16 protein-coding genes and 1 tRNA gene are annotated in these 13,523 nt (G+C 59.6%); 16 read left to right on the top strand and 1 reads right to left on the bottom strand.

The features are described from left to right. Positions 1 to 109 precede the first annotated feature (109 nt). From ruvC to ACW9IB_RS23505, 13 genes are all read left to right on the top strand, one after another. On the top strand, positions 110 to 634 hold the full coding sequence (gene ruvC / locus ACW9IB_RS23565; protein WP_457415694.1) for a crossover junction endodeoxyribonuclease RuvC: 525 nt from the start codon (positions 110 to 112) through the stop codon (positions 632 to 634). A 66-nt stretch (positions 635 to 700) separates the two neighbouring features. Next, positions 701 to 1,312, top strand: a complete 612-nt coding sequence (ruvA, locus tag ACW9IB_RS23560; protein ID WP_071489393.1) for a Holliday junction branch migration protein RuvA — start codon at positions 701 to 703, stop codon at positions 1,310 to 1,312. Then, positions 1,313 to 2,371 (top strand): Holliday junction branch migration DNA helicase RuvB, encoded by a 1,059-nt coding sequence (gene ruvB / locus ACW9IB_RS23555; RefSeq protein ID WP_457415693.1) that lies wholly within the window; start codon positions 1,313 to 1,315, stop codon positions 2,369 to 2,371. A 151-nt stretch (positions 2,372 to 2,522) separates the two neighbouring features. Continuing rightward, on the top strand, positions 2,523 to 2,978 hold the full coding sequence (gene ybgC / locus ACW9IB_RS23550; protein WP_457367140.1) for a tol-pal system-associated acyl-CoA thioesterase: 456 nt from the start codon (positions 2,523 to 2,525) through the stop codon (positions 2,976 to 2,978). A gap of 1 nt (position 2,979) precedes the next feature. Then, positions 2,980 to 3,675: a protein TolQ gene (gene tolQ, locus ACW9IB_RS23545; protein ID WP_010208111.1), complete on the top strand. Its 696-nt coding sequence runs from the start codon at positions 2,980 to 2,982 to the stop codon at positions 3,673 to 3,675. 23 nt (positions 3,676 to 3,698) lie between these two features. Further along, positions 3,699 to 4,151 carry a protein TolR gene (tolR, locus tag ACW9IB_RS23540; RefSeq protein WP_161549410.1) on the top strand — a complete coding sequence of 151 codons (453 nt, stop codon included), beginning with the start codon at positions 3,699 to 3,701 and terminating at the stop codon, positions 4,149 to 4,151. After that, complete coding sequence (gene tolA / locus ACW9IB_RS23535) at positions 4,151 to 5,224, top strand: cell envelope integrity protein TolA (RefSeq protein ID WP_457367141.1); 1,074 nt, start codon at positions 4,151 to 4,153, stop codon at positions 5,222 to 5,224. Before tolR ends, tolA begins: the two co-directional genes overlap by 1 nt. A gap of 17 nt (positions 5,225 to 5,241) precedes the next feature. Next, positions 5,242 to 6,522 carry a Tol-Pal system beta propeller repeat protein TolB gene (gene tolB / locus ACW9IB_RS23530; RefSeq protein ID WP_457367142.1) on the top strand — a complete coding sequence of 427 codons (1,281 nt, stop codon included), beginning with the start codon at positions 5,242 to 5,244 and terminating at the stop codon, positions 6,520 to 6,522. A gap of 52 nt (positions 6,523 to 6,574) precedes the next feature. Further along, positions 6,575 to 7,075 carry a peptidoglycan-associated lipoprotein Pal gene (pal, locus tag ACW9IB_RS23525; RefSeq protein WP_034100156.1) on the top strand — a complete coding sequence of 167 codons (501 nt, stop codon included), beginning with the start codon at positions 6,575 to 6,577 and terminating at the stop codon, positions 7,073 to 7,075. A gap of 6 nt (positions 7,076 to 7,081) precedes the next feature. Next, positions 7,082 to 7,915, top strand: a complete 834-nt coding sequence (gene ybgF, locus ACW9IB_RS23520; protein ID WP_457415692.1) for a tol-pal system protein YbgF — start codon at positions 7,082 to 7,084, stop codon at positions 7,913 to 7,915. Positions 7,916 to 8,079: 164 nt separating this feature from the next. Continuing rightward, entirely contained in the window at positions 8,080 to 8,727 is a 648-nt protein-coding gene (gene queE / locus ACW9IB_RS23515; protein WP_457367144.1) for a 7-carboxy-7-deazaguanine synthase QueE, read from the top strand. Position 8,728: 1 nt separating this feature from the next. Next, a complete protein-coding gene (gene queC / locus ACW9IB_RS23510; protein ID WP_457415691.1) occupies positions 8,729 to 9,418 on the top strand; it encodes a 7-cyano-7-deazaguanine synthase QueC in 690 nt (229 codons plus the stop codon). Positions 9,419 to 9,481: 63 nt separating this feature from the next. Beyond that, positions 9,482 to 9,557 (top strand) — tRNA-Lys (locus tag ACW9IB_RS23505). Between the two features lie 96 nt (positions 9,558 to 9,653). Here ACW9IB_RS23505 and ACW9IB_RS23500 read toward each other — a convergent pair. After that, positions 9,654 to 10,274, bottom strand: coding sequence for a helix-turn-helix transcriptional regulator (locus tag ACW9IB_RS23500; RefSeq protein WP_457367146.1), 621 nt, complete (start codon positions 10,272 to 10,274; stop codon positions 9,654 to 9,656). Between the two features lie 153 nt (positions 10,275 to 10,427). Between ACW9IB_RS23500 and ACW9IB_RS23495 the strand changes: the two genes are divergently transcribed. From ACW9IB_RS23495 to ACW9IB_RS23485, 3 genes are all read left to right on the top strand, one after another. Continuing rightward, a complete protein-coding gene (locus ACW9IB_RS23495) occupies positions 10,428 to 11,420 on the top strand; it encodes a catalase family peroxidase (RefSeq protein WP_457415690.1) in 993 nt (330 codons plus the stop codon). 34 nt (positions 11,421 to 11,454) lie between these two features. After that, a complete protein-coding gene (locus ACW9IB_RS23490; RefSeq protein WP_016973255.1) occupies positions 11,455 to 11,685 on the top strand; it encodes a hexameric tyrosine-coordinated heme protein in 231 nt (76 codons plus the stop codon). Positions 11,686 to 11,932: 247 nt separating this feature from the next. Beyond that, positions 11,933 to 13,219 (top strand): OmpP1/FadL family transporter, encoded by a 1,287-nt coding sequence (locus ACW9IB_RS23485; RefSeq protein WP_457415689.1) that lies wholly within the window; start codon positions 11,933 to 11,935, stop codon positions 13,217 to 13,219. Positions 13,220 to 13,523 lie beyond the last annotated feature (304 nt).

The following is a 13,523-nucleotide window of genomic DNA, read 5'->3' as shown; positions in this document are numbered from 1 at the left end:
CACCTCGGTTTGACAGAAACACCGAGGTGTCTGCATCGCAGGCAAGCCAGCTCCCACAGTTGTTCGATGTTGGCCGCAAGAATTGTGTTTTTCCCACTCTGCAGGCGTTATGACTTTAATCCTAGGTATCGACCCCGGTTCGCGCATCACCGGTTTTGGCGTGGTGCAACAGACCCCGCGCGGCTGCATCTATGTGGCCTCGGGTTGCATCCGTACCGGCGCGGGCGAGTTGGCCGAGCGCCTGCAGATCGTCTATCGCGGCGTGCGTGAAGTGATCCAGACCTACGGGCCGGTGACCATGGGCATCGAAAAAGTGTTCATGGCCAAAAACGCCGACTCGGCCCTCAAGCTGGGCCAGGCCCGGGGGGCAGCCATCGTCGCCGGAGCCGAGGAGGGCCTGGAAATCTCCGAGTACACCGCGACCCAGGTCAAGCAGGCCGTGGTCGGTACCGGCGGTGCCAACAAGGAGCAGGTGCAGATGATGGTCATGCACATGCTCAAACTCACCGCCAAACCGCAAATCGATGCCTCCGACGCCCTGGCCATCGCCATTTGCCACGCACATACCCGTTCCAGCCTGTTGCCCCACGGCCTCGGCACGGCACGCAGTCGTGGCGGGCGCCTGCGTCTCTGATAGCATCAGCGCAACTGGTATTTGCGGTCAGGCCTGTTCTGACCTCCAAGCTTTAAGGATCTAACCGTGATTGGACGCTTGCGCGGCACCCTGGCTGAGAAACAGCCGCCGCACCTGATACTGGATGTAAACGGGTTGGGGTATGAGCTGGAAGTGCCCATGACCACTCTGTATCGCCTGCCGTCGGTCGGTGAGCCCATTACCCTGCACACCCATCTGGTGGTGCGCGAGGATGCGCAACTACTCTATGGTTTCATTGGCAAGCGCGACCGCGACTTCTTCCGTGAGCTGATTCGCCTCAATGGTGTGGGCCCCAAGCTGGCGCTGGCTTTGATGTCGAGCCTGGAAGTGGATGAACTGGTGCGTGCGGTCTCGGCCCAGGACACCTCGGCGCTGACCAAGGTGCCCGGCGTCGGCAAGAAAACCGCCGAGCGCCTGTTGGTGGAGCTCAAAGACCGCTTCAAGGCCTGGGAGGTGGTACCGAGCATGTTCGCTCTGGTGCCCAATCAGCCGGATATGCCGGCGAGCCAGGTGGCCAGCGCCGAAAGCGATGCCGTCAGCGCGCTGATCTCCCTGGGCTACAAGCCCCAGGAAGCCAGCAAGGCGGTGTCGGCCATCAAGGACAAGAACCTGAGCAGTGAAGACATGATCCGCCGCGCCCTGAAGGGAATGATTTAAGTGATTGAAGCTGACCGTCTGATCGCGGCCACTGGCCCGCGCGACCGTGAAGAACTCCAGGACCGGGCCATTCGCCCCCTGAGCCTGGCCGACTACATCGGCCAGCCCACCGTGCGCGAGCAGATGGAGCTGTTCATCCAGGCCGCGCGCGGACGCAGCGAGTCTCTGGACCATACGCTGATCTTCGGCCCGCCGGGGCTGGGCAAGACCACCCTGGCCAACATCATTGCCCAGGAAATGGGGGTGTCGATCAAGTCCACCTCCGGTCCGGTGCTGGAGCGCCCGGGCGACCTGGCGGCGCTGCTGACGAATCTTGAGCCCCATGACGTGCTGTTCATCGACGAAATCCACCGGCTTTCGCCCATCGTCGAGGAAGTGCTGTACCCGGCCATGGAAGACTTCCAGCTCGACATCATGATCGGCGAAGGCCCGGCCGCCCGCTCGATCAAACTCGACTTGCCGCCGTTCACCCTGGTAGGGGCGACCACCCGAGCAGGCATGTTGACCAACCCGCTGCGAGACCGTTTCGGCATCGTCCAACGTCTTGAGTTCTATAGCACGGCGGACCTGGCGACCATCGTTAGCCGTTCTGCGAGCATCCTCGGCTTGCCGCTGGACCCGGAAGGCGCGTTTGAAGTCGCTCGTCGTGCCCGTGGCACACCGCGAATCGCCAACCGCCTGCTGCGCCGTGTGCGCGATTTCGCCGAAGTACGCGCCAAAGGGCATATCACCAAGGCGGTGGCGGACCTGGCCTTGAACCTGCTGGATGTGGACGAGCATGGCTTCGATCATCAGGATCGGCGTCTACTCTTGACCATGATCGAGAAGTTTGACGGCGGCCCGGTGGGCGTCGACAGCCTGGCTGCGGCCATCAGCGAGGAGCGTCATACCATCGAGGATGTGCTGGAGCCTTACCTGATCCAGCAGGGCTACATCATGCGGACCCCAAGGGGGAGGGTCGTCACGCGTCATGCGTACCTGCACTTCGGATTAAACATTCCGTCACGATTGGGGGAGATGCCCGTGGTAGACGAATTCCTCGATGCAGTGGACGATTAAAAACGCCACGCCAGTCGATTTATCCGAAGTTTGTGCTGTCCTAGTGGCGAGTGTCGTCATTCAGTCGCTGGAAATATTCTTCAGAATGAAGAGCGAGAATGAAAAAACAGTGGCAGGCCGGATTGGCAACCTGAGGAGTAAGCACTAGAGTATGCGCGCGCAAAACGGGGATCAGTCGTTCGCACATCGCTGTCGCGTTTATTACGAAGACACCGATGCTGGCGGCATCGTGTATTACGTCAACTATCTCAAGTTCATGGAGCGGGCTCGAACCGAGCGGCTACGGGAGCTGGGCTTTGCCCAATCCCAGCTGGCAGGGGAGGACCTGTTGTTCGTCGTGCATTCCAGCGAGGCGCGCTATCACGCGCCGGCGCGGCTGGACGACGAATTGCTGGTCAGTGCGCAAGTGATCGAATTGAACCGTGCCAGCCTGCGCTTCAAGCAGCAGGTCAGGCGGGCAACGGATGCAACGCTGCTCTGTGAGGGGCAGTTCCTGGTGGCCTGTGTGCGCACCCATAGTTTGAAACCCCGGGCCATTCCCGAAGCTCTGCGTGCGGCCTTTGCCGACGCAAGCGGCGCGGGTAAACAATCAAAGCAGGAGATTTAGCGTGGAACCTACCGTCGTCGACCATTCCTCCATGTGGAGCCTGGTCAGCAATGCCAGTGTTGTGGTTCAACTGGTCATGCTGACCCTGGTAGCCGCATCGGTTACCTCTTGGGTCATGATTTTTCAGCGCAGCAACCTGCTGCGTGCCGGTCGACGTGCCCTGGAGAGCTTCGAAGAGCGCTTCTGGTCGGGTATCGACCTGTCCAAACTGTATCGCCAGGCCGGCAGCAACCCCGACCCGGATTCGGGCGTGGAGCAGATCTTCCGCGCCGGCTTCAAGGAGTTCTCGCGCCTGCGCCAGCAACCGGGCGTCGACCCCGAAGCGGTCATGGAAGGCGTGGCCCGCGCCATGCGCGTCGCCATCTCCCGTGAAGAAGAGAAGCTTGAGCAAAGCCTGCCGTTCCTGGCCACCGTAGGTTCGGTCAGCCCGTATATCGGTCTGTTCGGTACCGTATGGGGGATCATGAACTCCTTCCGTGGCCTGGCCCAGGCTCAGCAAGCCACCCTGGCCACCGTGGCCCCGGGTATCGCCGAAGCCCTGATCGCCACCGCGATCGGCTTGTTCGCGGCTATTCCTGCCGTTATCGCCTACAACCGTTTTGCCGCCCGTGGCGAAAACCTGATTGGCCGTTACTACACCTTCGCCGATGAATTCCAGGCGATCCTGCACCGTAAAGTGCACACCAGCGAAGAATAAGCAGGTACTCCCCGATGGCTTTAATCACTCGAGCTCGAACCAAGCGCAAGCCGGTCGCCGAGATGAACGTCGTACCTTACATCGACGTGATGCTGGTGCTGCTGGTGATCTTCATGGTGACCGCGCCGATGCTCAACCAGGGCGTGAAGGTTGACCTGCCCAAGGTTTCCAGCGAAGCCTTGCCCCAGGACAACAACACCCAGGTGCTGACCATTTCGATCAAGTCCGACAAGACCTACTACTGGAACCTTGGCAGCGAAGTCGATACCCAGAAGCAGCAGGACAAGGCGATGACCCTGCCGGCGATGACCGATGCGGTGACCAAGATCATTCGCGCCGGCAACGAAGGCGGCAAGCATACCCAGGTGTTTATCCGCGGCGACAAGGCGGTCGACTACGGCTCCGTCATGGGCGCCATGGGCGGGCTGCAGAAGGCCGGCGTCGGTAACGTTGGCTTGATTACCGAGGCGCCCTGATGCAGCAACAGCGAGAGCCGTCCGCCTCGGAAAGCTACTTCTGGCCCAGCGTCTGGGCGATAGCCCTGCACGTCCTGGTATTTGGCATGCTGTTCGTCAGCTTTGCCATGACCCCGGACCTGCCGCCAGCCAAGCCGATCGTGCAGGCGACCCTGTATCAGCTGAAATCGAAAAGTCAGGCCACTACCCAGACCAATCAGAAGATTGCGGGTGAGGCCCAGAAGTCGGCTGCGCGCCAGACTGAAGTCGAGCAGATGGAACAGAAAAAGGTCGAGCAGGAAGCGGTGAAGGCTGCTGCGGAACAAAAGAAAGAAGAGGCGGCTCAAAAGGCCGAGGAAGCGAAAAAGGCTGACGAAGCGAAGAAAGCCGACGAGGCGAAAAAGGCTGATGAAGCCAAGAAAGCCGAGAAAGCTGCCGAAGCGAAAAAGGCCGAAGAGAAACAATTGGCTGATATAGCTAAAAAGAAAGCCGAAGACGAAGCGAAAAAGGCTGCTGAAGAAGAGGCCAAGAAACAGGCCGCTGAAGACGCCAAGAAAAAGATAGTCGAAGACGCGAAGAAGAAAGCCGCCGAAGACGCCAAGAAAAAAGCTGAAGCAGACGAGGCGAAGAAGAAGGTCGCCGAGGACGCGAAGAAGAAAGCTGCCGCCGATGCCCAGAAGAAAAAGGCCCAGGAAGCAGCACGCAAATCCGCCGAAGAGAAAAAGGCCCAGGCCCTGGCAGATTTGCTTTCCGACACGCCGCAGCGTCAGCAAGCCTTGGCCGATGAACGTGGCGATGAAGTCGCGGGCAGTTTCGACGACCTGATTCGGGCACGGGCAGCCGAAGGCTGGACACGCCCACCGTCTGCACGCAAAGGCATGACAGTCGTGCTGCAGATCGGCATGTTGCCGGACGGTACGGTGACTTCGGTCAGCGTGGCGAAGGGCAGTGGCGATGCTTCGTTTGACAGTTCAGCGGTTGCCGCGGTCAAGAATATTGGCCGGTTGACCGAGATGCAGGGAATGAAACCAAGCGACTTCGCTCCCTATCGTTCATTCAAGATGACATTCACACCTGAGGATCTAGCCTTGTGAGAAACCTTCTTCGAGGAATGCTTGTCGTTATTTGCTGTATGGCAGGGATAGCGGCGGCGGATGAAAAGAACATCCTGGTCACCAGCGGTAGCGATCGGGCCACGCCGATCGCGGTTGTACCGTTCGGCTGGCAGGGCGGCAGCGTGCTGCCGGATGACATGGCGCAGATCGTCAGCGACGACCTGCGCAATTCCGGTTACTACGCCCCGATCGACAAGGGCAACATGATCAGCCAGCCGACCCAGGCCAGCGAAGTCATCTTCCGTGACTGGAAGGCCGTGGGCGCGCAGTACCTGATGGTCGGCAACATCGTGCCGGCCGGCGGTCGCCTGCAGATCCAGTACGCGTTGTTCAACGTGGCGACCGAGCAGCAGGTGCTGACCGGCAGCGTTTCGGGCACTGCCGAACAACTGCGGGACATGGCGCACTACATCTCGGACCAGTCGTTCGAAAAACTGACCGGTATCAAGGGGGCGTTCTCCACGCGTCTGCTGTACGTCACCGCTGAGCGTTTTTCCGTCGACAACACGCGTTACACCCTGCAGCGCTCGGACTACGACGGCGCGCGTGCGGTGACCCTGCTGCAATCGCGTGAGCCTATCCTGTCGCCGCGCTTTGCGCCGGACGGCAAGCGTATTGCCTATGTATCTTTCGAACAGAAGCGTCCGCGCATCTTCGTCCAGCACATCGACACTGGCCGTCGTGAGCAGATCACCAACTTCGAAGGCCTCAACGGTGCTCCAGCCTGGTCGCCGGATGGTTCGCGCCTGGCATTCGTGCTGTCCAAGGACGGCAACCCGGACATCTACGTGATGAACATGGCTTCGCGCCAGATCTCCCGCGTAACCAGTGGCCCGGGCATCAACACCGAACCGTTCTGGGGCAAGGATGGTTCGACCATCTTCTTCACCTCGGACCGTGGCGGCAAACCACAGATCTATAAGGCGAACGTGAACGGTGGGGGCGCGGAACGCGTGACTTTCATCGGTAACTACAACGCCAACCCGAAGCTTTCGGCTGATGAAAAGACGTTGGTGATGATTCACCGTCAGGATGGTTTCACTAATTTCCGGGTTGCGGCCCAGGATTTGCAGCGTGGAACGGTAAAAATCCTTACAGATACCAACCTTGATGAGTCAGCCACTGTTGCGCCCAACGGCACCATGGTAATCTACGCCACCCGCCAGCAGGGCCGGGGAGTCTTGATGCTCGTGTCCATTAATGGACGCGTGAGGCTCCCGCTTCCTACCGCTCAAGGCGAAGTCAGAGAACCGTCCTGGTCCCCTTACCTGAACTGACGCGGCGAAACACGTTTTACTTAACACACTGGGGTTCATTAGGAGTTTCACGATGGAAATGCTGAAGTTTGGTAAGTTTGCTGCTCTGGCTCTGGCTCTGTCCGTAGCCGTTGGTTGCTCGTCCAAAGGCGGCGACAATGCCGGTGAAGGCGCAGCTGTTGATCCAAACGCTGGTTACGGCGCCAACACTGGTGCAGTTGACGGCTCCCTGAGCGAAGAAGCTGCTCTGCGCGCTATCACCACTTTCTACTTCGAATACGACAGTTCGGACCTGAAGCCAGAAGCCATGCGCGCTCTGGACGTTCACGCGAAGGACCTGAAAGCTAACGGCGCTCGCGTTGTTCTGGAAGGTAACACCGACGAACGTGGTACTCGTGAGTACAACATGGCACTGGGCGAGCGTCGTGCGAAAGCCGTTCAGCGCTACCTGGTACTGCAAGGCGTTTCGCCAGCTCAACTGGAGCTGGTTTCCTACGGTAAAGAGCGTCCAGTTGCTACTGGCCACGACGAGCAGTCCTGGGCTCAAAACCGTCGCGTCGAACTGCGTAAGTAATTCGTCATGCGAACGTGCCGTCGTGCTCTGACTGTATTGGCCCTCAGCCTCGCACCGCTTGCGGTGTGGGCTGCGGTTCCTGTGGAAGATAGCAACTCTGGCTATAACAATAGCGGGAGCAGTTATCCGCCAGCGGGTTATGGCACGAGCGGCGCCTATGCTGGGGGGGCGGCAACGTCCGCTCCCTCGGCACAGGGCGAACTTTTCAATCAGCTGCAACGCATGCAGGATCAATTGGCGCAGCAACAAGGCACCATTGAAGTTCTGCAGAACCAGGTGAACCAGCTGAAGCAAGAAGGCCTGGAGCGTTACCAGGATCTTGATCGACGTATTGGAGCCGGCGTAACACCTGCCGCAACTCCTGATAATTCTTCTGCCGGTGGCGCGCCAAGCGCTGCTGCCGGTGGTGCAGCCGCAGGGGCCGCTGCAAGCCAAGCCTCTGCCGCCAGCAGCGAACCGGGTGATCCGGCGAAGGAAAAGCTGTATTACGACGCAGCCTTCGACCTGATCAAAGCCAAGGATTTCGACAAGGCCAGCCAAGCCTTTACCGCATTCCTGCGCAAATACCCGAACAGCCAATACGCGGGTAATGCCCAGTACTGGCTGGGCGAAGTCAACCTGGCCAAGGGTGACTTGCAGGGGGCCGGCCAGGCTTTCGCCAAGGTCAGCCAGTTGTACCCCAAGCACGCCAAGGTACCGGACTCGCTGTACAAACTCGCTGACGTAGAACGCCGCCTGGGTCATACCGACAAGGTCAAAGGCATTCTGCAGCAAGTGGTTGCCCAGTATCCGGGCACTTCCGCTGCCCAGTTGGCCCAACGGGACCTGCAGCGTTTGTAAACTGCACAGCCCGTTTAGAAGAAACCCGCGCCTGACGCGGGTTTTTTCGTTAGAATCCACGCCCTTTTATGAAATACGCTTCCTGGGGTCTACGCGTTGACGGGATCCCTTGAAGTGCCTGACGGAGGCGGACAGCCTGTTTAGCTGTTACGCCCGTGGCGATTATGCAAGACACATTACGCATCACCGAAGTTTTTTACTCGTTGCAGGGTGAAACGCGAACGGCCGGCCTGCCCACAGTATTTGTGCGCCTGACCGGCTGCCCCTTGCGTTGCCAATACTGTGACAGCGCCTACGCCTTCAGTGGCGGCACCGTGCGCACCCTCGACGATATCCTGGAGCAGGTGGCCGGTTTCAAACCGCGCTACGTCTGTGTCACCGGTGGCGAGCCTTTGGCCCAGCCCAATGCCATTCCCTTGCTCAAGCAGCTGTGTGACGCCGGTTACGAGGTGTCCCTGGAGACCAGCGGCGCGCTGGATATCTCGGCGGTCGACCCGCGTGTAAGCCGCGTCGTCGACCTCAAGACCCCGGGGTCCAAAGAGGCGCATCGCAACCGCTACGAGAACATGGACCTGCTGACTGCCAACGATCAGGTCAAGTTCGTGATCTGTTCCCGCGATGACTACGATTGGGCCAACTCCAAGCTCATCCAGTACGGTTTGGACCGTCGCGTTGGCGAGGTGCTGTTCTCTCCCAGCCACCACGACTTGAACGCGCGGGATCTGGCCGATTGGGTGGTGGCGGATAACCTGCCGGTCCGCCTGCAATTGCAATTGCACAAATACCTTTGGAACGACGAGCCAGGACGCTGACATGACTGAACAACACACTGATCAAAAACGCGCGGTCATTTTGCTCTCGGGCGGCCTTGATTCCGCCACCGTGGTAGCCATGGCGCAAGCTGAAGGCTATAGCTGCTACACCATGAGCTTTGACTACGGCCAGCGCCACCGTGCCGAACTGAACGCCGCTGCCCGCGTAGCGCGCGACAGAGGCGTGGTCGAACACAAGGTGATCGGCTTGAACCTCAATGGCATTGGCGGCTCCGCGCTGACGGACAGCAGCATCGATGTGCCGGAAGCACCGAGTGAAGGCATCCCGGTCACCTATGTGCCGGCACGCAACACCGTGTTCCTGTCCCTGGCGCTCGGCTGGGCTGAAGTGCTCAACGCCCGCGACATCTTCATTGGCGTCAACGCAGTGGATTATTCCGGCTATCCGGACTGCCGTCCGGAGTTCGTGGAGTCGTTCGAGCGCATGGCCAACCTGGCGACAAAGGCCGGGGTAGAGGGGCAGGGTTTCCGTATCCAGGCGCCGCTGCAGAACCTGAGCAAGGCCGATATCGTGAAGGCTGGTGTAGGGCTTGGGGTTGATTACTCGCTGACGGTTTCCTGCTACCAGGCAGACGATGACGGCCGTGCTTGTGGGAAATGCGACAGTTGCCGACTGCGTGCAGAGGGCTTCCAGGCGGCCGGAATAGCCGATCCAACGCGTTATTTTTGAAATATTTCAAATTAAGTGTTGAATAGTCCTTAGAAATCAGTATTATACGCGCCACCACACAGCGGGTCGTTAGCTCAGTTGGTAGAGCAGTTGGCTTTTAACCAATTGGTCGTAGGTTCGAATCCCACACGACCCACCATATTTGGCGGTTTAGAAAATCCGGAAGGCCCACGCAAGTGAGGATTTCCGGGTTTTTTTTTGCCTTTCGAAAAGCTGCGCTGCCGCAGTTGCGCATTCACTCCCCCGACGCTTCGCGCCGCTCGATCAAGTACTGGCAAATCAAGCGATCCTCGCGCAGACACTGCTCACTGGCCGGCATGCCCGTGGCTTCGGAAAAGAACGCCGCCATCGCCCGGCACGCGCATTGTTCCTCGCGCACCACGCTGCCCACCGGGCAGGTGAAGTTACGCACCATCACACCGTCCTCATGGGGCACGGCTTCGGTACTGGCGCCCAGGGCATCGGCGGCGGCCATGGCCGCGCGCAGGCCGCTGTCGAAACTCACAGGGTTGGCCAGACCGGCGCGCTGGGCCAACTGGCGACCGGTCTGTTCCAGCACATCCCCCAGCTCGTCGGCGTCATAGCGGTCCCTGAGGGTGGCCAGCAATTGGGTCAACAGAACCTGGTAAGCCGTCGAGGTCACATCCTCACTGCCCGGCGCCGCTTCGAACACCACCGGCGGCTTGCCCACGGTGTTGCGCGGGCGAACCTTGCTGCGCCGTACCAGGCCTTCCGATTCCAATTGCTTGAGTTGCACGATCACCGCATTGCGGGTGACCGACAGGTGTTCGCAGAGCTGCACCACGGTCAGGGGTTCGCGTTGCAGCAGATGCAGGATGTCACTTTTGGTACTCACGGCAGGCAGGGTTCGCTGGCGAAGGAAGAGGGCGAGTATACCGTCATAACGTGTGGGCGACAGAGGAAAAACAATAATGACAAAATATATTGTCATTATTGTCGTAAGCTGATTAGAATTCGCCGAAATCACCCACCCACCGCAGGTCCTTCGATGAAAACAACTCAGCGTTTATTGATTGCGTTGCCGTTCGCCGCCACCTTGATCGGCAACGTCGTTGCACAAGATCAGCCCGCCCAGCAGTCCACTCCCACCCAATTGGTCGATGCCTTGAACGGCGTGTTCGGCCAGCATGCCGGTGCCCGTGCCGTGCACGCCAAGGGCGTGGTACTGGAGGGGCGTTTCACCCCAAGCCCTTCCGCCGCGTCCATCAGCAAGGCGCCGCATTTGCAGGCCACGGCGGTGCCGATCACCGTGCGCTTCTCCAACTTTGCCGGGATTCCGGACATTCCAGACAACCACGGCCTGGCCAGCCCCCGTGGCCTGGCGATTCGTTTCGCGCTACCCAACGGTGGCTCTACCGACATCGTCGCCCATTCGTTCAACGGCTTTCCGTCGCCCACCGCCGATGACTTCCGTGACCTGCTGATCGCCCTGGGCACCAGTGGCCCCGACGTGGCCAAACCAACGCCCCTGGATGGCTACCTCGGCACCCACCCGGTGGCCAAAGCATTCCTCACCGCACCCAAGCCTGCGCCACAGAGTTTTGCCACGCTGCCGTACTACGGCGTGAACACCTTCAAGTTCATCAATGCGGCGGGCACTGTCACCTATGGCCGCTATCAGTTCCTGCCGGTCAGCGGCAGCCACTTCCTGACCGAAGCGCAAACCGCCAAGGCCAAGCCGGATTACCTGAGCGACGAAATCCACCAGCGCATCACCAAAGACGCGGTGCGTTTCAAACTGGTGGTGCAGGAAGCGGTCGAGGGCGACAAGCTGGATGACCCGTCCATCGCCTGGCCAGACAGTCGCCCGGTGGTGGAACTGGGCACGCTTGAGATCACCCGGGCCGTCGCCGACAACGTCGCCGCGCAGAAAAGCCTGCTGTTCCTGCCCAACAACGTACCTGCTGGCATCGAGCCGCAAGATCCGATGATCAACGCGCGTTCTGCCGCCTATCCTGTTTCATTCGGTCGTCGGCAGTAAGCCGCCGCCCTGCCTATAACAAGAGGACACCCTGATGAGTCTGATACCGAACAATTCACTGATCACCGCCACCCCTGAAGAAGGGCGTGAGCTGGCGATCAAAATGGCGCGGCTGGTGATCAAGGCCACGCAGCCGGACGAAGCGGTGCGCGGTCGGTTGCGCGATGTGTATGCCAATGACGCGGCCATGTTGATCAGCATCGGCCAGGTCGTGGCGACGGAGTTCGCGACCATCGCGGCGGCCAATAAATACTGGAACCCGTAACGCATGCAGGCAGCCGGTGCGGGCACTGGCTGCCTTGGCAAAAAGTACTTGAATTGACAGCTTTTAAAGCTTGAAACCGGCCAGTCACAACCCGGTCAAAAGGTCATAAATCGCGACCTTGAATCCGCAAAAGTCATTGAAATACATAGGATTGTAGGACAATCCGCAACATGAAAAACCTTTCATAATCGGCTCGCTCGATCGTTGGTAGTTTTCCCATCGCTGCCCCATCATTCGAGTCCTAATAATGAATAAAAAAACTCTGAAAGGCGCCCTGGCGCTCTCCGTTTCGCTTGCCTCCACTCAACTGTTCGCCGGTGGTTTTGCGCTCAATGAACAAAGCATCAGTTCAATGGGCACGGGCTACGCCGGTCGATCATCCTCGGCCGAAGACGCCAGCACCGTGTTCGGCAACCCGGCGGGCATGTCCCGGCTCAAGCGCAATGAAGTGAGCATCGGCGCGACCTACCTCGATGCCAAATCCAACATCAAAGACGCCAGCTCCACCCAGGGCGGCGCTGACAACCCCGGCACCAACAAAGGCGACATGGTCCCCGGCATCGCCGTGCCGATGGGCTACCTGGTCACGCCGATCGACGAGCACTGGGCGTTCGGCCTGGGGATCTACGCGCCGTTCGGCCTGGTGACCGACTATGAACACAGCTTCCAGGGCAATGGCTTCGGCAACAAGAGCAAGGTCCAGGTCGTCACCGTGCAGCCGACGGTCAGCTATGCCTTCAACGACAAAGTCTCTGTGGGTTTCGGCCCGACCTTCAACAAGATCAGCGGCGAGCTGGACTCCAAAGTCCCCGCCTTCGGCCTGGGCACCGAGACCGTCAAGATCAAGGGGGACGACACCGCCACTGGCTTTAACGCCGGTCTGCTGGTGCAGGCCCTGGACAGCACCCGTGTCGGCGTGACCTACCATTCGCAAGTGGTCTATCACCTCACCGGCAAGACCAACGCTTCAGGCTTCCTCACCGATCTGGTGGACGGCGGGCCACAGCGCTACGACGCCAAGCTGAACGTCACCACGCCGTCCTCGGTGGACTTCTCTGTCACCCATCAATTGAATGATGACTGGACCCTCTACCTGGGCAGCACCTACACCCGCTGGAGCCAGCTGAAGAAAATCACCGTGAACAACAGCGGTGTGTCCGACCTGGCCGTTGCGCTGGCCGGCCTGGACTCCATCACCGAAGAGCAGCACTGGCATGACACCTGGTCCCACGCCATCGGCGCGGCCTACCGGGTGAACACGCAACTGGTGTTGCGCACCGGGTTCTCGGTCGACCAGACACCGACCAACAACACCAACCGCTCCGTGCGCATTCCCACGGGCGATCGCACCGTGTTCAGCCTCGGTGCGGGCTGGACACCGGTCGACAACCTGACCTTCGACGTGGCGTATTCCTACCTGAAGGAAGAGCCGATCAAGGTGCGCCAGAACCAGGCCGCGCTCGGGCTGACCTACGACGCCAAGTATGAAAACAGCGCGAACGGTTTTGGCGGATCGGTGACTTACCGCTTCTAGATCCCCCTGGGAGGCAGCCCCAGCAAGGGGTTGCCTGCGTGCCGTTCGGTGTAGGACTTTCCGTTTGTCGGCCTGAGAGCAGTCTTAAGATTACTGAGACAAGTCTCATTTTTTGGGAGGTTTCTTATAAATACCCTTGTGTTTCTTCTTTTTGTTGAAACATTTAAAGGTGTTTATCGTGTTCAAGTTAACGTTGGCTGTCGGCTCTCTTTTTTGTTTTTTCGAGTACCTGTTCGCGACCTCCTCCCGCGCCGACGAGATGAAGGTCAGCTACCTGCGCCATGACTCCAGCCTGGCCGCGCAG

This window comes from Pseudomonas sp. SDO524_S393, from assembly GCF_054071875.1.
Note: the sequence above shows the minus strand (reverse complement) of the source record. Positions and strands in the feature narration are given on the sequence as shown.

Bases quoted from the DNA above. Each gene is read 5' to 3' on its own strand.
- ruvC (WP_457415694.1), top strand. From the start codon at position 110: ATGACTTTAATCCTAGGTATCGACCCCGGTTCGCGCATCACCGGTTTT.
- ybgC (WP_457367140.1), top strand. From the start codon at position 2,523: ATGCGCGCGCAAAACGGGGATCAGTCGTTCGCACATCGCTGTCGCGTT.
- tolA (WP_457367141.1), top strand. From the start codon at position 4,151: ATGCAGCAACAGCGAGAGCCGTCCGCCTCGGAAAGCTACTTCTGGCCC.
- tolB (WP_457367142.1), top strand. From the start codon at position 5,242: ATGCTTGTCGTTATTTGCTGTATGGCAGGGATAGCGGCGGCGGATGAA.
- pal (WP_034100156.1), top strand. From the start codon at position 6,575: ATGGAAATGCTGAAGTTTGGTAAGTTTGCTGCTCTGGCTCTGGCTCTG.
- ybgF (WP_457415692.1), top strand. From the start codon at position 7,082: ATGCGAACGTGCCGTCGTGCTCTGACTGTATTGGCCCTCAGCCTCGCA.
- queE (WP_457367144.1), top strand. From the start codon at position 8,080: ATGCAAGACACATTACGCATCACCGAAGTTTTTTACTCGTTGCAGGGT.
- queC (WP_457415691.1), top strand. From the start codon at position 8,729: ATGACTGAACAACACACTGATCAAAAACGCGCGGTCATTTTGCTCTCG.
- ACW9IB_RS23495 (WP_457415690.1), top strand. From the start codon at position 10,428: ATGAAAACAACTCAGCGTTTATTGATTGCGTTGCCGTTCGCCGCCACC.
- ACW9IB_RS23490 (WP_016973255.1), top strand. From the start codon at position 11,455: ATGAGTCTGATACCGAACAATTCACTGATCACCGCCACCCCTGAAGAA.
- ACW9IB_RS23485 (WP_457415689.1), top strand. From the start codon at position 11,933: ATGAATAAAAAAACTCTGAAAGGCGCCCTGGCGCTCTCCGTTTCGCTT.